General features: G+C 66.3%; 18 protein-coding genes. 9 read left to right on the plus strand and 9 right to left on the minus strand.

All coding sequences use genetic code 11. The features are described 5' to 3' along the window. Nucleotides 1–50: 50 nt before the first annotated feature. Entirely contained in the window at nt 51–710 is a 660-nt protein-coding gene (locus IE00_RS14910) for a GntR family transcriptional regulator (RefSeq protein ID WP_072298095.1), read from the minus strand. A 213-nt stretch (nt 711–923) separates the two neighbouring features. Here IE00_RS14910 and IE00_RS14915 point away from each other — a divergent pair, with 213 nt between their 5' ends. The 6 genes from IE00_RS14915 (at nt 924) to IE00_RS14940 (ending at nt 7436) form a co-directional block, all read left to right on the plus strand. Next, on the plus strand, nt 924–2150 hold the full coding sequence (locus IE00_RS14915; RefSeq protein ID WP_072298000.1) for an NRAMP family divalent metal transporter: 1227 nt from the start codon (nt 924–926) through the stop codon (nt 2148–2150). An 11-nt stretch (nt 2151–2161) separates the two neighbouring features. Continuing rightward, nucleotides 2162–2929: a LamB/YcsF family protein gene (locus IE00_RS14920; RefSeq protein ID WP_072298001.1), complete on the plus strand. Its 768-nt coding sequence runs from the start codon at nt 2162–2164 to the stop codon at nt 2927–2929. Then, nucleotides 2926–3696: a putative hydro-lyase gene (locus tag IE00_RS14925; RefSeq protein ID WP_072298002.1), complete on the plus strand. Its 771-nt coding sequence runs from the start codon at nt 2926–2928 to the stop codon at nt 3694–3696. The genes IE00_RS14920 and IE00_RS14925 overlap by 4 nt, the downstream gene beginning before the upstream one ends. After that, nucleotides 3693–5261 (plus strand): urea amidolyase family protein, encoded by a 1569-nt coding sequence (locus IE00_RS14930; protein ID WP_072298003.1) that lies wholly within the window; start codon nt 3693–3695, stop codon nt 5259–5261. Before IE00_RS14925 ends, IE00_RS14930 begins: the two co-directional genes overlap by 4 nt. Further along, a complete protein-coding gene (locus tag IE00_RS14935) occupies nt 5258–7027 on the plus strand; it encodes a biotin carboxylase N-terminal domain-containing protein (RefSeq protein ID WP_240493930.1) in 1770 nt (589 codons plus the stop codon). The genes IE00_RS14930 and IE00_RS14935 overlap by 4 nt, the downstream gene beginning before the upstream one ends. 163 nt (nt 7028–7190) lie before the next feature. Continuing rightward, nucleotides 7191–7436 (plus strand): hypothetical protein, encoded by a 246-nt coding sequence (locus tag IE00_RS14940; protein WP_139291472.1) that lies wholly within the window; start codon nt 7191–7193, stop codon nt 7434–7436. Here the strand turns inward: IE00_RS14940 and IE00_RS14945 are convergent. The 7 genes from IE00_RS14945 to IE00_RS14975 all read right to left on the minus strand — a co-directional run bounded on the left by IE00_RS14945 (nt 7421) and on the right by IE00_RS14975 (nt 14848). After that, on the minus strand, nt 7421–8890 hold the full coding sequence (locus IE00_RS14945) for a mannitol dehydrogenase family protein (protein ID WP_072298005.1): 1470 nt from the start codon (nt 8888–8890) through the stop codon (nt 7421–7423). The two genes, IE00_RS14940 and IE00_RS14945, sit on opposite strands and share 16 nt — an antisense overlap. Before the next feature lie 84 nt (nt 8891–8974). Beyond that, a complete protein-coding gene (locus tag IE00_RS14950; RefSeq protein WP_072298006.1) occupies nt 8975–9979 on the minus strand; it encodes an ABC transporter ATP-binding protein in 1005 nt (334 codons plus the stop codon). A gap of 10 nt (nt 9980–9989) precedes the next feature. After that, nucleotides 9990–10814: a carbohydrate ABC transporter permease gene (locus IE00_RS14955; RefSeq protein WP_072298007.1), complete on the minus strand. Its 825-nt coding sequence runs from the start codon at nt 10812–10814 to the stop codon at nt 9990–9992. A gap of 10 nt (nt 10815–10824) precedes the next feature. Further along, nucleotides 10825–11694: a carbohydrate ABC transporter permease gene (locus IE00_RS14960; RefSeq protein WP_072298008.1), complete on the minus strand. Its 870-nt coding sequence runs from the start codon at nt 11692–11694 to the stop codon at nt 10825–10827. A gap of 63 nt (nt 11695–11757) precedes the next feature. After that, nucleotides 11758–13083 (minus strand): sugar ABC transporter substrate-binding protein, encoded by a 1326-nt coding sequence (locus tag IE00_RS14965; protein ID WP_072298009.1) that lies wholly within the window; start codon nt 13081–13083, stop codon nt 11758–11760. A gap of 143 nt (nt 13084–13226) precedes the next feature. Further along, nucleotides 13227–14183 (minus strand): sugar-binding transcriptional regulator, encoded by a 957-nt coding sequence (locus IE00_RS14970; RefSeq protein ID WP_072298010.1) that lies wholly within the window; start codon nt 14181–14183, stop codon nt 13227–13229. Further along, nucleotides 14180–14848 (minus strand): HAD family phosphatase, encoded by a 669-nt coding sequence (locus IE00_RS14975; RefSeq protein WP_072298011.1) that lies wholly within the window; start codon nt 14846–14848, stop codon nt 14180–14182. Before IE00_RS14975 ends, IE00_RS14970 begins: the two co-directional genes overlap by 4 nt. A gap of 260 nt (nt 14849–15108) precedes the next feature. On the opposite strand from IE00_RS14975, the gene IE00_RS14980 reads away from it, so the two are divergent. Then, nucleotides 15109–16122 carry a GSU2403 family nucleotidyltransferase fold protein gene (locus IE00_RS14980; protein WP_072298012.1) on the plus strand — a complete coding sequence of 338 codons (1014 nt, stop codon included), beginning with the start codon at nt 15109–15111 and terminating at the stop codon, nt 16120–16122. Here IE00_RS14980 and IE00_RS14985 read toward each other — a convergent pair. Further along, nucleotides 16119–16880, minus strand: coding sequence for a DeoR/GlpR family DNA-binding transcription regulator (locus tag IE00_RS14985; protein WP_072298013.1), 762 nt, complete (start codon nt 16878–16880; stop codon nt 16119–16121). The genes IE00_RS14980 and IE00_RS14985 overlap by 4 nt on opposite strands. A 268-nt stretch (nt 16881–17148) precedes the next feature. Between IE00_RS14985 and glpD the strand changes: the two genes are divergently transcribed. Then, the gene (glpD, locus tag IE00_RS14990; protein ID WP_072298014.1) at nt 17149–18744 is read left to right on the plus strand and encodes a glycerol-3-phosphate dehydrogenase; all 1596 of its coding nucleotides are present in this window, start codon (nt 17149–17151) and stop codon (nt 18742–18744) included. 29 nt (nt 18745–18773) lie between these two features. Beyond that, a complete protein-coding gene (locus tag IE00_RS14995) occupies nt 18774–19859 on the plus strand; it encodes an ABC transporter ATP-binding protein (protein ID WP_072298015.1) in 1086 nt (361 codons plus the stop codon). Nucleotides 19860–19874 lie beyond the last annotated feature (15 nt).

Genomic DNA, 19874 nt, shown 5'->3' on the forward strand with positions numbered 1-19874 from the left:
CCGGACGCGTAACCCGCGCCCGCAGCCCCCTGATAAGGGCTGCGGGCGTTCTATTGTCCGTCGATGCGCGCAAAGGCCGCCATCACCACCCGTTCCGATTGGTCCAGATAGGTCGCAAGGCGTTCGCTGGCAGCCTGGGGCTGGCCCTGTTGCAGAAGATCGACGATCTGCCGATTGGCCTCGATGAAGGGGGCGTGCAGCAATTCGGGCGTGTCCATCAGCCCGAAGGCCAGGCGCAGTTCGGCGGTGATCTGCGCGAAGAACCCCGCCAGCCGGGGGCTGTCGGTCAGATCTACGATCGCCGCGTGAAAGGCCATGTTCGCGCTGCCGACGCCCAGCCAGTCGTCGCGGTCGCGGCATTGCAACGCCTCTGACACGGCCTGCGCCATCCGGCCCACCGCCGCATGGCGGGGCCAGGCCTGGGCCAAGGCAGGCACCTCGATCAGGCGGCGGATGCGATAGATGTCCAGGATGGTCCCCATCGACGGCACCGCCACCGACATGCCGCGATTGGGCAGATGGGTCAGCAGCCCTTCGCGGGTCAGCAGGCGGAAGACCTCGCGCAGCGTGTTGCGCGACACCTCCAGCTCGGCTGCCAGCCGCGCCTCCGACAGGCGCTCGCCGGGGTGCAATTCACCCGATACCAGTCTGGCGCGCAATCGGCTGGCCGTTTCCTCGGCCAATCCCGGAGTGGTCGTCTGGCTTGTCATGGTCCGTCCCTGTTTGCGCCCCAGATTGATCGAATCGCCGCCCAATGAACAAGAGCCGAAGGTGGAATGCCTGATTTATTGGCAATTATCCGGCGAAACAGAACGGATTGTTCAACAAAATACACCATATCGTCATAAAAAAGTTGACCGATCATGGGCGCGGCGGGCAGCCTGTGGGCAATCAAGACATCAGATCCAGGGAGGATCCCGCCCATGCACGTTTCCGAACGGCCCGACACCGCAGCCCTGCGCGGAGGCCTGATCGCCGCGATCTTCCTGATGGCGACCTCGGCCATCGGGCCGGGTTTCATCACCCAGACCGCCACCTTCACGGCCCGCATGGGATCGGCCTTCGCCTTTGCGATCCTGGTGTCGGTGATCATCGATTTCGTGGTCCAGCTGAACATCTGGCGCATCACCGCGCTGACCGGGCGGCGGGCCTCGCAGACGGCGAACATGGCGATCCCCGGGGCGGGCTTCCTGCTGGCGGTGCTGGTCATCATCGGTGGTCTGGCCTTCAACGTCGGCAACATCGCGGGCGCGGGCCTGGGCCTGAACGCGATGCTGGGGCTGGACCCCAAGATCGGCGGCGCCCTGTCGGCGGTGCTGGCCATCGCCATCTTCCTGTCGCGCCGCGCGGGCCTGCTGCTGGACCGGATGATCGTGGGGCTGGGGCTGGTGATGATCGTGCTGACGGTCTTTGTCGCGCTGGTGTCGAACCCGCCCGTCGGCGAGGCGCTGCGTCAGGCGGTCTTCCCGGACTTCGTCGATTTCGCGACCATCACCACCATCGTCGGCGGCACGGTCGGCGGCTATATCACCTATTCCGGCGCGCATCGCCTGCTGGACAAGGGCCTGACCGGACCCGAAAATCTGTCCGCCGTGACCCGTGCCGCCCTGACCGGCATCGCGGTGACGGGCGTCATGCGCTTCATCCTGTTCCTGGCCATCCTGGGCGTGGTCGCATCCGGCGTGACGCTGGACCTGTCGGGCCAGGCGGCCAATCCGGCTGCACAGGCCTTTTCGGTCGCGGCGGGCGAATGGGGCATGCGCGTCTTTGGCATCGTCTTGTGGGCGGCGGCGCTGACCTCGGTCATCGGGGCGGCCTATACCTCGGTCAGCTTTCTCGACATCTTCGGCGTTCGGTCCGAACGCGCGCGCAGTCTGGCCACCGTCGCCTTCATCGCCTTTTCCTTGGCGGTCTATGTTGCGATGGGGACGGCACCGGCGGCGATCCTGGTCTTTGTCGGTGGCTTCAACGGGTTGATCCTGCCGATCGGTCTGACGATCTTCACCTATATCGGCTTTGCACGCAGCGACCTGATGGGCGGGCACCGTTACAACCGCATTCTGCTGTGGGCCAGCGCCATCACCTGCGCGTTGACCTGGTACATGGGGGCGGTTTCGGTCAGCAGCATCTTTGCCTTCCTGGGCCAATAAGGGGGAACACCATGACGACGATCGACCTGAACAGCGACCTTGGCGAAGGCTATGGCGCCTGGCAGATGGGCGATGATGCCGCGATGCTGGACATCGTCAGTTCGGCCAACGTGGCCTGCGGGTTTCACGCGGGCGATCCGCGGGGGCTGATGGCGACGCTGGAACAGGCCGCCGCGCGCGGTGTGGCGGTGGGGGCGCATGTCTCCTATCCCGATCGCGTGGGCTTTGGTCGTCGCAACATGGATGTGGCCCCCGATGACCTGCGCGCCGACGTGATCTATCAGATCGGCGCGCTGCAGGGGCTGGCGCGGGCGGCGGGCACGCGCGTCACCTATGTCAAACCGCACGGCGCGCTCTACAACACCATTGCGCAGGATGCGGGGCAGGGGGACGCGGTCATCGCGGCGATCCGCGCCATCGACCCGGACCTGGTGCTGATGGGCCTGGCCGGCGCACCGATCCTGGACCGCGCCCGCGCCGCCGGTCTGCGCGTCGTGGCCGAGGCTTTTGCCGACCGCGCCTATACGCCCGAAGGGGCGCTGGTGTCGCGCCGTCAGGCGGGGGCCGTCCTGCATGATCCGGAGACGGTGGCCGCGCGCATGGTCCAGCTGGCGACCACCGGGGTCATCCAGGCTGTGGACGGATCGGACCTGCATCTGCGGGCCGACAGCATCTGCGTGCATGGCGACAGCCCGGGCGCGGTGCAGATGGCGGCGCAGATCCGTCAGGCGCTGTTGGCGCGCGGCGTGACCATCGCAGCCTTCGCAGGTGCCGCATGACCCCGGCCGAGGCACGGGCCATCTGCCGCAACGGTCCCCCCCGCCCCACCGCCGGATTGGCGCGCGGGTTCACGCAATGCAACATGATCTCCCTGCCGCGCGATTGGGCCTGGGACTTTCTGCTGTTCGCGCAGCGCAACCCCAAGCCCTGTCCCGTCCTGGACGTGACCGACCCCGGCAGCCATGTCACCGCCCTGGCCCCCGATGCCGATCTGCGCAGCGACCTGCCGCTTTACCGGATCTGGCGCGACGGGGTGCTGGCGCAGGAAACGCCCGACGCGACCGAAGCCTGGGCGGAACATCCCGACCTGGTCAGCTTTCTGATCGGCTGTTCCTTCACCTTCGAGGCAGGGCTGCTGGCGGCGGGCATTCCCGTCGCCCATGTCGAACAGGGCTGCAACGTGCCGATGTATCTGACCGACCGCGAATGCCGCCCGGCGGGTCGGCTGTCGGGGCGGATGGTCGTGTCGATGCGGCCCATTCCGGCCGATCGCGTGGCCGAGGCGGTGATGATCTCGGGGCGGATGCCGGCGGTGCATGGGGCGCCCGTCCATGTGGGCGACCCCGCGGCACTGGGCATCACCGACCTGTCGCGGCCCGATTTCGGCGATCCGGTGGCGATCGGGCCGGGACAGGTGCCGGTCTTCTGGGCCTGCGGGGTGACGCCGCAGGCGGCGGTCATGGCATCGCGTCCGCCCTTTGCCATCACCCATGCGCCGGGGCACATGTTCATCACCGACACGCCCGACACCCGGTGGCAGACATGACCGTGCGTTTTCTGCCCGTCGGCCCCCGCTGCCTGCTGGTCGAGCTGCCGGATCTGGATGCGACGCTGGCCCTGTTCGACGCACTGCTGGCCGATCCCGTCCCCGGCGTGGCCGAGATCGTGCCCGCCGCCCGCACCCTGATGATCACCACCGATCCGGGCGTGGCCGCCGATGCAGCGCTGGCCGGTGCCATCGCCCATCGCCAGCCCGCCCCCGGCACGGCCCCTGCGCCGCGCAGCACCGAAACGGTGGAAATCCCCGTCACCTATGATGGCGAGGATCTGCGCGACGTGGCCGACCATATGGGCCTGACCACCGATCAGGTCATCGCCGCCCACCAGGAGGTGCTGTGGCAGGTGGCCTTTTGCGGCTTTGCACCCGGTTTCGCCTATATGACCTGCGACGACGCCCGCTTTGACCTGCCGCGCCGTTCCGCGCCGCGGACCCGCATCCCGGCAGGGTCGGTCGCGCTGGCGGGGCGGTTCTGCGGCGTATATCCGCAGGAGACGCCTGGCGGCTGGCAGTTGATCGGCCGGACCGAGCTGCCGATGTTCGACCTGACCCGAGACCCTTCGGCCCTGCTGCGTCCCGGCGTGCGGGCGCGCTTTGTCGAAGGGGCCGCCAAGGTTCATCCCGTGGCAACACCCGCACCCGCGACGACCCCGACCGGCTTGGCCGTGGTCCAGACCGCCTTTCCGATCCTGGTGCAGGATGCGGGGCGGATGGGCCAGGCGGGGCAGGGGGTCTCGGCCTCGGGGGCGTTGGATCTGGCGGCGCTGCGGCGCGCGAACCGCGCGGTGGGCAATCCCGCAAACGATCCGGCGCTGGAAATCACCCTTGGTCCCGTCCGCCTGCGCGCCGATTGCGCCATGACACTGGCGCTGGCGGGCGCGGGGCAGGCGGTGGTGATCCATCCGCAGGGCCGCACGACCGTCGCGCCGGGCGCGGCCTTTGCGCTGGATGCAGGCGATCAGGTCCAGATCGATCCGCCTGCGCGCGGCATGCGCAGCTATCTGGCGCTGCGCGGTGGGTTCGATGTGTCGCCGGTTCTGGGGTCCGCCGCGACGGACACCCTGGCCCATATCGGACCGCCCGCGCTGACATCCGGCGATGCCATCGCGCCTGCCGGACGTCCCGCCGGCGCGGTCGTCGATCCACAGCCCGGCCCCACCCTGCCCGCCGGGGATCAGGTCGTCGAACTGCCCGTGACGCTTGGACCGCGCACCGATTGGTTCAGCGCCCAGATGGTTGCACGGTTTCTGGAACAGGACTGGCAGGTGACGGCCCAATCCTCGCGCGTCGGGATCCGGCTGTCGGGTGAGGCGCTGAGCCGCGATGCCAGCGAACTGCCGTCCGAGGGCACGGCCACCGGAGCCATCCAGATCCCGCATTCCGGTCAGCCGGTGCTGTTTCTGGCCGATCACCCGCTGACCGGAGGCTATCCCGTCATCGCCACGGTCCTGCCGCAGGCGCTGGATCTGGCCGGTCAGATCCCCCCCGGCGCGCGCATCCGTTTCGTCACCGATACCCCCTTCGCCCCCATCACCCCGGAAGGCCAACCATGACCCTGTTCCATGACAGCGCCGATCTGCGCCCCATCGACCGCCTGCTGATCGCCAATCGCGGTGAAATCGCCCTGCGCGTGATCCGCGCCTGCCGCGACATGGGGATCGAAACCATCGCCGTCTATGCCGATCCCGACCGGGATGCGCCCTTCGTGCGCATGGCCGACCACGCCTATGCCCTGGACGGGTTCCGGCCGGGCGACACCTATCTGGATCAAGGCAAGATCCTGAAGATCGCGGCACGCGCGGGCGCCGATGCGATCCATCCGGGCTATGGTTTCCTGTCGGAAAACGCCGATTTCGCCCGCGCCGTGCAGGATGCGGGCCTGATCTGGGTCGGGCCGGACCCCGATGTCATCGACGCACTTGGCGACAAGATCCGCGCGCGCGAGATCGCGCAGGCGGTCGGGGCGCCTCTGGTTGCGGGCAGTCCGGGTCCGGTGGACAGCGGCGCGGATGCGCTGGCCTTTGCGCGCGAACACGGGCTGCCCATCGCCATCAAGGCGGCCTTCGGCGGCGGCGGTCGCGGCATGAAGGTCGCATGGGATCTGGACGAGGTCGAAGAGCTGTTCGACAGCGCGGTGCGCGAGGCCGTGACGGCCTTTGGTCGCGGCGAATGCTTCATCGAGCAGTTCCTGGACCGCCCCCGCCATATCGAGGCGCAGGTCTTGGGTGACCGCCACGGCACGGTCAAGGTCCTGGGCACCCGCGACTGTTCGCTGCAACGGCGCAACCAGAAGCTGGTCGAGGAAGCGCCCGCCCCTTTCCTGACCGACGAACAGCGCGACCGCATCCATGATGCGGCCCGCGCGATCTGCGCCCATGCCGGTTACAGCGGCGCGGGTACGGTCGAATTCCTGCTGTCGGCCAATGGGACGATCTCGTTTCTTGAGGTCAACACACGGCTGCAGGTCGAACATCCGGTGACCGAGGAAACGACCGGCATCGACTTGGTCGTCGCGATGATCCGCGTGGCGCAGGGCGCCGCGATTGCCGATGACAGCGTGCCGACGCCCCGCGGCCACGCGATCGAGTTCCGCATCAATGCCGAGGACCCGGGCCGCGGCTTTCTGCCGACCCCCGGCCCCATCGACCTGTGGCAGCCGCCGGGTGGTCCCGGCATCCGCCTGGACAGCGGCGTCGAACAGGGCGGTCAGGTCGCGGGCAGCTTTGACAGCATGATGGCTAAGCTGATCGTGAAGGGGGAGGACCGCCGGCAGGCCTTGGCCCGTGCGGTGCGCGCGCTGGACGAATTCCGGATCGGCGGCGTGGCCTCGGTCCTGCCCTTCCATCGCGCGGTCGTCATGGCGCCCGAGTTTCGCGCCGAGGATGGCGATTTCGGCGTCCATTGCCGCTGGATCGAGACCGATTTCGCTGAACGCCTCGCGGCGGCGGTCGCGCCGGCAGACCGTGTGACACCCGCCCCCGAAACCCCCATGCTGCGCCTGTCCATCGAGATCGACGGCAAGCGCCATGACCTGTCCCTGCCGCAGGGCATCCTGTCGGCCGCCCCACCGACGGGCGGACCTGAAAAGACCGAAACCGCGCCCGAACCGGGGGCCGTCATCGCCCCCGTTGCCGGCATCCTGTCCCTGTGGCAGGCGGATGACGGGGCCGACGTCACCGAAGGTCAGGTCATCGCCGTGATCGAGGCGATGAAGATGGAAACGCGAATCGAGGCCCCCCGCGCAGGCCGGCTGACGCACAAGGCCAGGCAGGGCGACACCCTGGCCCATGGCGCGCCGATCGCCGTGATCGAGGCCTGACGACCCCGGTCCTGCCCATAAAACCGGGCAGGACCCCCTGATCGCGATGCGATACGTGCAGATTTATGCGCGCGATCCCGCGCAGGCGATACTGACTTGTGGCTTCGTGCGCTTTGTGTTGCTAGTTTTCAATTGTTAAGCGTTGCGATTTTACGAGGCCATGATGACCCAGACCATCGACATGATGGGCCGCGATCCCCCATCCCTGGTGGGTCGGGCGGAATTTACCCTGGACATGATCCGCAACCTGCTTGTCGTGGCCGAAGCCACAGGGGAGGGGCGGCCGATCACGGTCGAATTCCGCAGTTTCGGCATCTGGGCGCTGACCCCCGAAGGACAAAGGCTGTTTGTCGGCCATGTCGAACGCACGCATCCCGACACGGCCGAACCGCCTCAGCCTGCCACATAGGCCGCAAGCGTCGCTGCGACCCCCTTTTCGTGCAGCCCGTGAAGCTGCGCGGCAAAGGCCTGTTGCAGGGTCGCGTCGTCCGAAAGATCCCCGAAGATCGCGGCATTGGCCAGGAAGGCGGCCGGATCGTTCCGGGCGGCCAGCGCATTGGCCTTCAGCTGTTCATGCTGGGCGTCGTTCGGTGCGATCGGTGAGCCGTCCTGGGTCGTGCCCTCGCAGTAACGGCACCACAGGGCCAGTTCCAGGGCCAGCCCGTCGATGGAGGCATGCGCCGCCAACCTGTCGCGCAATGTCGGCAGGATGAATTTGGGCTGGCGGTTCGACCCGTCCAGGCAGAGGCGGGGAATGGTGTCGCCGATGCGCGGGTTCGAGAAACGCTGCAGGATCAGCTGCAGGTAATCGTCATAGCTGACGCCGGGAATGGGATGCAGGGTGGGGATCACCTCGCGCGTTTCAAGGGCGGTCAGCCAGTCGACGATGCGCGCATCGGCCATGGCGTCATGCACGAAATGATGCCCCAGCAGCGCCCCGGCATAAGCGATGGCCGCGTGGCCGCCATTCAGAATGCGCAGCTTCATCAGCTCATGGCGGCTGACGTCCTGGACGAATTCGGCGCCCACCTGTTCCAGCGCCGGACGGCCCTGCGGGAAATTGTCCTCCAGCACCCATTGGCGGAACGGCTCGCAGACGACGGGGGCGGCATCGGTGATGCCGAAGCGGTCGCGCACCAGGTCGCGTTCCCGGTCCGAGGTTGCGGGGGTGATGCAATCGACCATCGAATTGGGAAAGGCGATGTTGTCCGCGATCCAGTCGGCCAGATCGGGGTCGGACAGGGCCGCAAGCCCGCGCAGGGTGCGCGCGCAGACATGGCCGTTTTCCGGCAGGTTGTCGCAGGACAGCACGGTGAAGGGCGCATGACCGGCATCGCGGCGGGCGCGGATCGCGGCCAGCATCATCCCGAAGACGCTGCGCGGGGTATCGGGGTGGGCGGCGTCATGGACCATGTCGGCATGGGACGCATCGAAACCGTCGGTCTTGGCATCGACATAATAGCCGCCCTCGGTGATCGTCAGCGACACGATCCTGATGGCGGGATCGGACATGGCCGAAATGACCGGTTTGGGGTCGATCGGCAGAAAATCGATCATCGACCCCAGCACCCGGGCGGACAGCCCCTCGGGGTCCAGTTCGACCAGGGTGCTCAGCCAATGCTGGGCAGCCAGGCGGTCGCGCATGTCGGCATCGCCGGGGCGGACGCCCGCACCCACCAAGGCCCAGTCATGGTCGCGACCGGTCGCGAAAAGCCGGTCAAGATACCATGCCATGTGGGCGCGATGGAAATTGCCCACCCCGACATGCAGGATGCCCGCCCGCAGCGCGCTGCGGTCATAGTCCGGGCGGCCCACATCCGCGGGCAGATCGGCAAGGGTGGATTGGCCGAGGGCAGTGGTCATGGTCGGACCTTTCGTCAAGGCGACCCTTGCCGCGATGCGTGATGCATGCGCGGGGGTCGGCAGATCATGGGGCGGGCTGGGGCATCAGGCGATGCGGTCGCCCTTGTCGTCAAAGCGGTGCATTTCGGCGGTGTCGGGCGTCAGCCAGACCGTGTCGCCGTGATGCAGGTCGATATTGCCGCCCGAACGGACGGTGATCGTCTCGGCCAGGCCGGTTTCCTCGACATAGAGGAAGGTGTCGCTGCCCAGATGTTCGCTGACGCCGATGCGGCCCTTCCACTTGCCCTCGGTCGCCGAGACCGAGATATGTTCGGGGCGAATGCCGATGGTGGTGGCGCCGAATTCGGCAGCGGCGGGCCCGCCGATCAGGTTCATCTTGGGGCTGCCGATGAAGCCCGCCACGAACAGGTTCTTGGGCGCGCGATAAAGGTCCATCGGGCTGCCCACCTGTTCGATCCGCCCGGCATGCAGCACGACGATCTTGTCGGCCATGGTCATCGCCTCGACCTGGTCGTGGGTCACATAGACCATGGTGGTGCGCAGGCGGTTGTGCAGTTCGCTGATCTCCAGGCGCATGCCGACGCGCAGGGCGGCATCCAGGTTCGACAGCGGTTCGTCGAACAGGAACGCCGCAGGTTCGCGCACTATGGCGCGCCCGATGGCCACGCGCTGACGCTGGCCGCCCGACAGCTGGCCGGGCTTGCGGTCCAAGTAATCGGTCAGGTTCAGCGCCTTGGCGGCGGCGTCGATGCGGCGGGTCTGCTCATCCTCGGGGATGCCGGCCATGCGCATCGGGAAGGCGATGTTCTTCCTGACCGACATGTGCGGATAAAGCGCATAGGACTGGAACACCATCGCCAGGCCGCGTTTGGCGGGGGGCGTGTCGGTGGCGTCCTTGCCGTCGATCAGGATGCGCCCGCCCGACGTGTCCTCCAGCCCCGCAATCAGGCGCAGCAGGGTCGACTTGCCGCAGCCCGACGGGCCCACGAAGACCACGAATTCGCCGTCATTGATGTCCAGATCCAGTGGCGGGATGACTTCGACGTCGCCGAACCGCTTGGTCACGTTCTCCAAGGTGATGCGTCCCATGGTCGTCCCCTTATTTCACCGCGCCGAAGGTCAGGCCGCGGACAAGTTGTTTCTGGCTGAACCAGCCCATGATCAGGATCGGCGCGATGGCCATGACGGATGCCGCCGAGAGTTTCGCCCAGAACAGCCCCTGCGGGCTGGAGAAGCTGGCGATGAAGGCCGACAGCGGTGCCGCGTTGGTGGTGGTCAGCTGGATCGTCCAGAACGCCTCGTTCCAGGCCAGGATGACGTTCAGCAGCATGGTGGATGCGATGCCGGGGATCGCCATGGGCGTCAGCACGTACAGGATCTCGTCCTTGAGCGTGGCGCCGTCCATGCGCGCGGCTTCCAGGATCTCTCCGGGGATCTCGCGGAAATAGGTGTAGAGCATCCAGACCACGATCGGCAGATTGATCAGCATCAGCATAACCGTCAGGCCGATCCGCGTGTCCATCAGTCCGGTGCGCAGAAAGATCAGATAGATCGGCACCAGCACCGCGACCGCGGGCATCATCTTGGTCGACAGCATCCACATCAGGATGTTCTTGGTGTTTTTCGTGGGTGAAAAGGCCATCGCCCAGGCCGCCGGGATCGCCACGATCAGCGCCAGGATGGTCGAGCCGACCGCCAGGATCACCGAGTTGGTGAACGGCTTCCAATAGTTGTTCTGGCTCTGCACCGCCTCGAAGCTGAACAGGGTGAAGGACGGGATCAGGTCGAAGCCCGAGATCGCCTCCTGTTCCGTCTTGAGGCTGGTGATGATCGTGTAGAGGATCGGGAAGAAGATCAGCAGGGCCACGATCCAGGCCGCGGCGGTATAGCCGATCCTGGTGCGGGTCGAGACTGCACGTGCCATGAGATGCTCCTCAGTCCAGGTTCTTGCCGACGGCGCGCATCAGGAAGACGGCGACGATATTGGCCAGGATGACGGCGATGATGCCCCCGGCAGCGGCGCCGCCGATGTCGAAGTTCAGTCGGGCCGCGCGATAGATCAGATAGGTCAGGTTCGTGCTGGCATTGCCGGGGCCGCCATTGGTGGTCACCAGGATCTCGGCATAGATGCCCAGCAGGAAGATGGTCTGGATCAGGATCACCACCGTGATCGCGCGTGCCATATGCGGCAGCGTCAGGTGGATGAACCGGCTGAACGCGCCGGCGCCGTCCATCTCGGCGGCCTCCATCTGTTCGCCGTCCAGCGACTGCAGGGCCGTCAGCAGGATCAGCGTGGCAAAGGGCAGCCATTGCCAGGCCACGATGATGATGATCGAGGTCAGCGGAAACTGCGCGAACCAGTCCACCGGCTGCGCCCCGAAGAACCGGGCGATATCGGCAAAGACGCCATAGGACGGATGCATGATCATGTTCTTCCAGATCAGCGCCGCCACCGGCGGCATCACGAAGAACGGAGAGATGATCAGGATCCGCACGATCCCCTGTCCGAAGATCGGCTTGTCGATCAGCAGCGCGATGGCGATGCCGCCGACAACGGTGATCGCCAGCACGCCCAGCACCAGGGCCAGCGTGTTCCAGATCGCGTCGAAGAAGGCGGGATCGGAATAGAAATACTGATAGTTGAACCACCCGGCCCAGCTGGTCCCGGTCGGGTTCAGCAGGTTGTAGTTCAGGAATGAATAATACAGCGTCATCCCCAACGGGACGATCATCCAGATCAGCAGCAGGATGATGGCGGGTGCGCGCATCAGGCGCGCAAGACTCGCGGTCTGGCGGGTGGCCATGGCTTGCGTCCTTCGGGGGATGGGTGGTGCGCCGCCCCGTCGATAGGGGCGGCGCGGGTCGTCTTACTTGGGATAGCCGGCGCGGGTCATCTCACGCGCGGTCGTGGACTGTGCCGCGGCCAGCGCGTCTTCGGCCGACATCTGGCCTGCCAGCGCCGCCGAGAAGGTCTGTCCGACCGCCGTGCCGATGCCCTGGAATTCCGGGATCGCGACGAACTGGCCGCCGGTATACGGAATGTCCTGAACCGACGATTTCTGCGTATCGGCGGCGTTGATCGATTCCAGCGTCATCGCGGCGAAGGGTGCGGCTTCCTGGTATTCGGCGTTCTCATAGAGCGACGTGCGCGTGCCCGGAGGTGCGGCGCGCCAGCCTTCGGCCTCGGCCACCATGTTGGTGTATTCCTTGCTGGTCGCCCAGGCCACGAAGGTCTTGGCCGCGTCCTGCTTCTGGCTGGAGGCCGGGATGGCCAGGTTCCACGCCCACAGCCAGTTGCCGTGGTTGTCGACGCCTTCCTTGTTGGGGAACTGGGCAAAGCCGACGCTGTCGGCGACGGTCGAATCCTCGGGGTCGGTCACGAAGCTGGCGGCGACGGTCGCGTCGATCCACATGCCGCATTTGCCCTGCTGGAACAGCGACAGGTTTTCGTTGAAGCCGTTCGACGACGCACCCGGAGGTCCGTATTCGTTCATCAGCGTCAGATAGTCGGTCAGCGTCGCCTGCCATTCGGGGCTGTCGAACTGGGGCGCCCATTCGGTGTCGAACCAGCGCGCGCCATAGCTGTTGGCCATGGCGGTCAGGAAGGCCATGTTCTCGCCCCAGCCCGGCTTGCCGCGCAGGCAGATGCCATAGACCTCGTTGTCCTTGTCGGTCATCGCCTTGGCGGCGGCGGTGATGTCGGTCCAGGTCGGGTTGTCGGGGATGGTCACGCCGGCGGCTTCGGCCAGATCGGTGCGGTACATCACCATCGCCGATTCCGCATAGAAGGGCGCGGCATAGAGCGTGTCGTCGACCGACAGCGCCTGACGGACGGCCGGGACCAGATCGTCGACGTCATAGCCTTCGGGCAGGTCGTTCAGCGGCGTCAGCCATTCCTGATTGGCCCAGATCGGAACCTCGTAGGTGCCGATGGTCAGCACGTCGTACTGGCCGCCATTGGTGGCGATGTCGGTGGTGACGCGCTCGCGCAGGATGTTTTCTTCCAGCGTGACCCATTCCAGTTGGATGTCCGGGTTCGCTTCGGTGAAATCCGAGGTCAACGACTGCATGCGGATCATGTCGCCGTTGTTGACGGTCGCGATGGTCAGGGTCGTCTTGTCCTGTGCAATGGCGGCACCGCCAATGGCACATAGGGCCGTAGCGCCCAAAAGGGCGCGCAATGTGGTGTTCATGAAGTCCTCCCTTGCCGGATGGGCATTTGCCCGACCGATGGGCATATCTTCGGTGGCAAACGGGATTCTGTCAATGACCCATGCGCAGAAGACCTGCAAAATTCTGCAAGCCGTTGACGTCGCGAAAAATTAAGGGGTTCGTGTCAGGCCAGAAGACGCTCGGCGGTCGCTTCGGAGGTGATCAGACCGCTGATCAGCCGACCCTTCAGCGCAGCCCTGATCGCCGGCAGCTTGGACTGCCCCGAAGCCAGCGCCACGACCGGTCTGTCGGGATCGGCGGTCAGGGGGGCCGAGGCGACCCGGCGGTTGAAGTCGCAATCCATGATCCGGCCCTCGCCGTCATAGACCCAGCTGGTGATTTCCCCCGCAGCCCCGTCCGCGATCAGAGCGCGGATCTCGGCATCCGACAGGAAGCCGTCCACATGCAGCGGGGCAGTCATGTCCATCTGCCCGATCCCCACCAGCGAAATGTCCGCCTGGTTGCACAGGTTGATCGTGTTGCGGGCGCCCAGCTGCTGCTGCATGGCGCGCAGTTCCTCGGGGCTGGGGGCCAGAACCGGCAGCGGATAGGGGAAATGGGGCGCACCTACGCGTTCGGCCAGGCGGATCGTGGCGTTATAGGGGGTGGCCGACCCGTCCTCCATCATGTTGCCAAGGCGGGACACGATGACATGCTGAGGGCAGGACATCCGCGGCAGCTGTTCGACCAGTGCCCGCAGGGTCCGCCCGGTGCCCAGGCTGATGATCCGGCGTTCGGGCGATTTCAGCACGCGTTCCAGCTCGGCGGCGGCGGCGATGGCGATGCCGGCCAGCAGGTCCGGCGCGTCGGGGTCCGAGGGCGCGACCTCGCAGATGACCAGCCCGAAACGCGCGCGCAGCGCCGCCGCCAGATCCATGCAGCGCCCGATGGGGTGATCCAGACGCACCTTGACCAGGCGTTCGCTGATGGCCATCGCCACAAGCCGCTGCGCGGTCTGGCGGCTGACGCCCAGCTTGCGTGCGATCTCGTCCTGCGTGTTGCCGGCGACGTAATAGAGCCAGCCCGCCCGGGCGGCGTCGTCCAGGCGCGTCGATTCGGGGCTGAAATGTCCGTTTGTCATCTGCGACCCCCCGCCGGGCGCAGATCGGCGATGCGGTCGGGCAGCTGCGACCAGTCGTCAAAGCTTTCGACGCCCTGATGGGCGGGTTGGTCGCGCAGATGCGCGCCGCCGGTGTAATGCAGCACGCGGATATCGGCCGCTTGGGCGGCCTGGATTCCGGGGGCGCTGTCTTCGATGACGATCGCCCGGTCGGGGGTGCAGCCCATCTGATCGGCCGCGAACAGGAACAGGTCGGGGGCGGGCTTGCCGCGCGCGACCTGGCTGGCGGTAAAGACATGCGCGCCGAAGCGATCGGTCAGCCCCAGAACCTTCAGCGTATGGGCCACGCGCGGCGGGCTGGACGATGTGGCCACGCAGATGCGCCGATCGCCCAGGGATGACAGCATCGCATCGAAACCGGGGGTCGGCTTCAGATCGGTGTCGAAGCGCTGCAGCAGGCGGGCGCGATAGGTCGCCTCGAAATCGGGCGGCAGGGCCAGGTCGAAGCGGCTGCGGATGGTGGCGGCGACGGTGGGAAAGCTGCGCCCTAGGAAATCGCGGCGCACGTCCTGCATGGTGATCGGCACCCCCAGCTGCGCCAGCTGATCGATCAGCACGCTTGCGGACAAAAGCTCGCTGTCTGCGATCACGCCGTCGCAGTCGAAGATGATCAGATCGACCTGCATGCGGCCTTCCCTTCCGGTTTTCTGCCGCAGACATAGTCGTAAAGTGCCGGTCAGGAAATAGGGGAACGGCCATGCCCCGTTCGCGCCATCACGCGCGGCCCCAGCAGAGCACTGGCCTCGCCCGCCTGATCTGGGTCAGCCGAATTCCTGCCGGGGCCCGACGCGCGCATCTGTTTGCCAGGTCCGGCCCGAGACCATGTTCAACAATCTTGTCGTTCGTTGAACATGGGTGTATTCAACAATCGAAAGGTTTGTTGAACATGTCGGCTGCACCCCATTCCGCCCTGGCCCACGCGGCCTATCACGATCTGCTGCGGTCGCTGCGCGACGAAGGTCTGCGCGACCTGCGCGGGACGCCAAGCCTGGTGACGCGCAACGGGCGCGGATACTGGTATGACAGCTTTCGCGTCGGGGCCGACGTGCGCAAGCGCTATATCGGCGAGGACAGCCCCGACCTGGCCGCACGCATGGAACGCGCCCGCGCCGATCGCGCCCCGGCCGACCAGCGCCGCCGCGACCGATCGCGTCTTGTGCGCCTGTTGCGGGCCGAGGGGTTTCTGGGCCTTGATCCCACCACCGGCAGCCTGATGGCGGCGCTTGCGGGGGCGGGGGTGTTCCGGCTTGGCGGCACCGTCGTCGGCACCCATGCCTTCCGTCTTTATGAGGGAGAGCTGAACCTGCGCCTTGGGTTGGATCAGGTGGCGCAGACCGATGATCTGGACATCGCCAGCTTTGAACGCCTGTCGCTGGCGCTGGAGGATGCCGCCGCCCCGCCGGTCCAGCAGGTGCTGGCCGATTTCGACTTTGACCCCGCGCCCAGCATCGAGCCCGGACGCGCATGGCGCTGGCGTCAGACTGCCGGCAATGCGCTGGTCGAGTTCCTGACCCCGGCCTTCGACCAGGAGGGTCTGCGCGACCTGCCCGCGCTTGGTGTGCAGGCGCAGGCGCTGCGGCACCTGAACTATCTGATCGCCGAACCCATCCACGCCGCCATCCCCTATCGCAGCGGGGTTCTGGTGCAGATCCCCCGCCCCGAGCGTTTCGCCATCCACAAGCTGATCGTCGCCGACCGCCGCCGCGATCAGGACCGCCTGAAATCGGCCAAGGATCGCGCGCAGGCGGCCTTGCTGATCGAAACCCTGGCCCGCGACCGCCCCGACGACCTGGCCGAGGCGCATGAGGATGCTCTGTCGCGCGGCCCCCGTTGGCGGGACCGGATCGCCGCCAGTCTGGCGCGCATGCCCGACACGGCCGCGATCCTGGCCGCGGTCTAATCCGTGACGACGATGCGGGTCTGCCAATCCTGGCAGGCCTGGGTCAGATCGCGGGGCAGGGCCTTGTCGGTGAACAGGCAGTTGACCTGCGACAGGCTGGCGATCCGGGCGGGGGCGCTGCGGGCCAGCTTGGAATGGTCGGCCACCAGGAAGGTGCGGCGCGACTGGCGCAGGATGGTCTGGCTGACTCCGACCTCCTGGATGTCGAAATCCAGCATGTCGCCATCGCGGTCCAGCGCCGAACAGCCGATCACCGCCAGGTCGAACTTGAACTGCTGGATGGTCTGCGCGGCCAGCGATCCGACCAGCCCGCCATCGGACCGCCGCAGACTGCCGCCGGTGACGATGACGTCGCAATCGGGATTGGCCGCCAGGATATTGGCGACGTTGATGTTGTTCGTGACCACCAGCATGTTGCGATGGCCCAGCAATTCGCGGGCCACGGCCTCGGTGCTGGTGCCGATGTTCAAAAACAGCGAGATGTTTTCGGGCACCTCGACGGCGCAGGCGCGGGCGATGCGGGTCTTGGCATCCTGATGCAGCGCGCGGCGATCTTCATAGCCGATATTGGCGACCCCCGAGGACAGGATCGCACCGCCATGCACGCGTTCCAGGCGTCCGGTATCGGCCAGTTCGGACAGGTCGCGGCGGATGGTCTGCAGCGTGACGCCGAAATGATCGGCCAGACCCTCGACCGTGACCTTGCCGTCGCGGCGCGCAATCTCGAGGATCTGGGGCTGGCGGAAACTCTGCGACATCCTGCGTCCTTTTTTCAAAGATGTGCCATGCGCGCATCGATCAGACAAGATGTTCGTTTTCTTGCGCTTTGTGCAATATGGCGAGGGGTTCACAGGCGATATCGGCCTGTGGGTCGCCGGATAAACGGCATATGCTGTGACCTAATGGGCGCAAAGCATTGAAACGGCGACCTATTCTAAAATGAAAAGAAACGAAAATTAGGGGCTTTCTTTTTTGTGCGCTTCGGTTCAGAACTTGGGGAACGCCAGACGTGGAAAGGAACGGCCCTTGTCCGACAGCAGCACCCCCGATCTTGTCGATCTGTTCGTGATCGGCGGCGGCATCAACGGCTGCGGCATCGCGCGCGATGCGGCCGGGCGCGGTCTGTCGGTGACCCTGGCCGAGATGGGCGATCTGGCGCAGGCGACGTCGTCATCCTCGACCAAGCTGTTCCACGGCGGGCTGCGCTATCTGGAATATTTCGAATTCCGCCTGGTCCGCGAGGCCCTGATCGAGCGCGAGGTCCTGTTGCAGGCCATGCCCCATATCAGTTGGCCGATGCGCTTCGTGCTGCCTTGGCATCCCGACATGCGCTTTGAATCCGATACGCCGACCTCGAAGCTCTTGGGGATGGTGATGCCTTGGATGAAGGGTCGCCGACCGTCCTGGCTGATCCGTCTGGGGCTGTTCATGTATGACAACCTGGGTGGTCGCAAGATCCTGCCCGGCACGCGCACCCTGTCGCTGGACGGCACGCCCGAAGGCGCGCCCCTGCAGGACCGTTTTCACCACGCCTATGAATATTCCGATTGCTGGGTCGAGGATTCGCGCCTGGTCGTCCTGAACGCCCGCGACGCCGAGGCGCGGGGCGCCTGGATCATGACGCGGACCAAGGTCGTGTCCGCCGACCGCCATGCCGATCATTGGGTGGTCACCGTCGAAGGTCCCGACGGGCAGCGCCGGACCCATCGCGCCCGGATGCTGATCAATGCGGGCGGGCCTTGGGTCGGCGACATCATCCAGGGCAAGATCCGCCTGAATTCCTCCGAAGGGGTGCGCCTGGTGCGCGGGTCCCATATCGTGACGCGCAAGCTCTATGATCACGACAAATGCTATTTCTTCCAGGGGACGGATGGCCGGATCATCTTTGCCATCCCCTATGAAACCGACTTCACGCTGATCGGCACCACCGATGCCGAACATCACGACCCTTCGGCCAAGCCCGAATGCACGCCCGAGGAACGCGACTATCTGCTGAATTTCGCCAACCAGTATTTCCGCCGGCAGCTGTCGGCGGATGACGTGGTCTGGTCCTATTCGGGGGTCCGTCCGCTCTATGATGACGGCGCGCAAAGCGCGACGGCGGCCACGCGGGACTATACGCTGAAGGTGGACAGCGACCGCGGCGCGCCGGTGCTGAACGTGTTCGGAGGCAAGATCACCACCTATCGCCGCCTGGCGGAATCGGCGCTGGAAAAGATCGGTGGGCATTTCGACGGATTGTCGGGCCCCTGGACGCGGGGCGTCGCCCTGCCGGGGGGCGATTTCCCGGTGGATGGGGTCGCCGATCTGGTGGCCTCGCTGCGCCGGGCGCATCCGTTCCTGACGGATCGTTGGGCGCTGCGTCTGGTCCGCGCCTATGGCCGCGAGGCGTCCGAGATCCTGAACGGTGCCATCACCGCCGCGGATCTGGGCGTCGATTTCGGCGCGACCCTGACCGAGGCCGAGGTGATCTGGCTGATGGATCGCGAATATGCCACCTGCGCCGCCGACGTGATCTGGCGCCGCAGCAAGCTGGGCCTGCACATGTCCGAGGCGCAGGTCCGGATACTGGATGAATGGATAAGGGCCCGCACGGGCCACATGGTCGCCGCCGCACCATAAGCGACGCGTCCTTGGGAGGGGAACAAGACATGACTTTGGAACTGAAAGGCGTCAGCAAGATCGTCGAGGGGCAGGTGCATATCCACCCCACCGATCTGACGCTGGAACGCGGCACCATGAATGTGCTCTTGGGACCGACGCTGTCGGGTAAGACCTCGTTGATGCGCCTGATGGCCGGGCTGGACAAGCCGGCCGCGGGGCGCATCTTTTGGAACGACAAGGATGTCACCGGCATGCGGGTGCAGGATCGCCAGGTGGCGATGGTGTATCAGCAATTCGTCAACTATCCGGCGATGACGGTCTTCGACAACATCGCCTCGCCCCTGCGGCTGATGGGTGTGGACGCGGCCCAGATCGACGCCCGCGTGCGCGAATCCGCCGACATGATGAAGCTGACGCCGATGCTGCAGCGCAAGCCGCTGGAACTGTCGGGCGGCCAGCAGCAGCGCTGCGCCCTGGCGCGGGCGCTGGTCAAGAATGCCGGGCTGGTCCTGCTGGACGAACCGCTGGCGAACCTGGACTACAAGCTGCGCGAGGAATTGCGCGTCGAGATCCCGCGCATCTTCGAGGCCTCGGGCGCGATCTTCGTCTATGCCACGACCGAACCCGAGGAAGCGCTGCTGCTGGGCGGCAACACCGCCACCCTGTGGGAAGGCCGCGTCACGCAATTCGGGCCGACCCCCCATGTCTATCGCCAACCGGCATCGGCCACGACGGCGCGGGTGTTTTCCGATCCGCCGATGAATTTCGTCGGCATGGACAAGCGCGGCGGCCGTCTGTCGTTCGATGGCGGGCAGGGTGCCGATGCGGGGGTGCTGTCGGCCCTGTCCGACGGGCGATATCAGGCGGGCTTCCGGCCCAACCATCTGCATTTGTCCCAGCCTTCTGATGACGCGCTGCGCTTTGACGCCACGCTGGTCGTGACCGAGCTGACCGGGTCCGAGACCTTCGTCCACCTGGACCACCACGGGCAGCGGTGGGTCGGGCTGATCCACGGCATCCATGACCTGCCCTTGGGCCGGACCCTGCCTGTCTGGCTGGATCCACGCCATGTCTATGTCTTCGCCGAGGATGGCCGCCTGGTCACCCCCGCCGCCTATGCAACCGCAGCCTGAGGGGGGACCGCGACG

The sequence above is a fragment of the Paracoccus sp. SM22M-07 genome (assembly GCF_001887735.1).
In the GTDB taxonomy this organism is placed as follows: Bacteria; Pseudomonadota; Alphaproteobacteria; order Rhodobacterales; family Rhodobacteraceae; genus Paracoccus.

Bases quoted from the DNA above. Each gene is read 5' to 3' on its own strand.
- IE00_RS14910 (WP_072298095.1), bottom strand. From the start codon at position 710: ATGACAAGCCAGACGACCACTCCGGGATTGGCCGAGGAAACGGCCAGC.
- IE00_RS14915 (WP_072298000.1), top strand. From the start codon at position 924: ATGCACGTTTCCGAACGGCCCGACACCGCAGCCCTGCGCGGAGGCCTG.
- IE00_RS14920 (WP_072298001.1), top strand. From the start codon at position 2,162: ATGACGACGATCGACCTGAACAGCGACCTTGGCGAAGGCTATGGCGCC.
- IE00_RS14925 (WP_072298002.1), top strand. From the start codon at position 2,926: ATGACCCCGGCCGAGGCACGGGCCATCTGCCGCAACGGTCCCCCCCGC.
- IE00_RS14930 (WP_072298003.1), top strand. From the start codon at position 3,693: ATGACCGTGCGTTTTCTGCCCGTCGGCCCCCGCTGCCTGCTGGTCGAG.
- IE00_RS14935 (WP_240493930.1), top strand. From the start codon at position 5,258: ATGACCCTGTTCCATGACAGCGCCGATCTGCGCCCCATCGACCGCCTG.
- IE00_RS14940 (WP_139291472.1), top strand. From the start codon at position 7,191: ATGACCCAGACCATCGACATGATGGGCCGCGATCCCCCATCCCTGGTG.
- IE00_RS14945 (WP_072298005.1), bottom strand. From the start codon at position 8,890: ATGACCACTGCCCTCGGCCAATCCACCCTTGCCGATCTGCCCGCGGAT.
- IE00_RS14950 (WP_072298006.1), bottom strand. From the start codon at position 9,979: ATGGGACGCATCACCTTGGAGAACGTGACCAAGCGGTTCGGCGACGTC.
- IE00_RS14955 (WP_072298007.1), bottom strand. From the start codon at position 10,814: ATGGCACGTGCAGTCTCGACCCGCACCAGGATCGGCTATACCGCCGCG.
- IE00_RS14960 (WP_072298008.1), bottom strand. From the start codon at position 11,694: ATGGCCACCCGCCAGACCGCGAGTCTTGCGCGCCTGATGCGCGCACCC.
- IE00_RS14965 (WP_072298009.1), bottom strand. From the start codon at position 13,083: ATGAACACCACATTGCGCGCCCTTTTGGGCGCTACGGCCCTATGTGCC.
- IE00_RS14970 (WP_072298010.1), bottom strand. From the start codon at position 14,183: ATGACAAACGGACATTTCAGCCCCGAATCGACGCGCCTGGACGACGCC.
- IE00_RS14975 (WP_072298011.1), bottom strand. From the start codon at position 14,848: ATGCAGGTCGATCTGATCATCTTCGACTGCGACGGCGTGATCGCAGAC.
- IE00_RS14980 (WP_072298012.1), top strand. From the start codon at position 15,109: ATGTCGGCTGCACCCCATTCCGCCCTGGCCCACGCGGCCTATCACGAT.
- IE00_RS14985 (WP_072298013.1), bottom strand. From the start codon at position 16,880: ATGTCGCAGAGTTTCCGCCAGCCCCAGATCCTCGAGATTGCGCGCCGC.
- IE00_RS14995 (WP_072298015.1), top strand. From the start codon at position 18,774: ATGACTTTGGAACTGAAAGGCGTCAGCAAGATCGTCGAGGGGCAGGTG.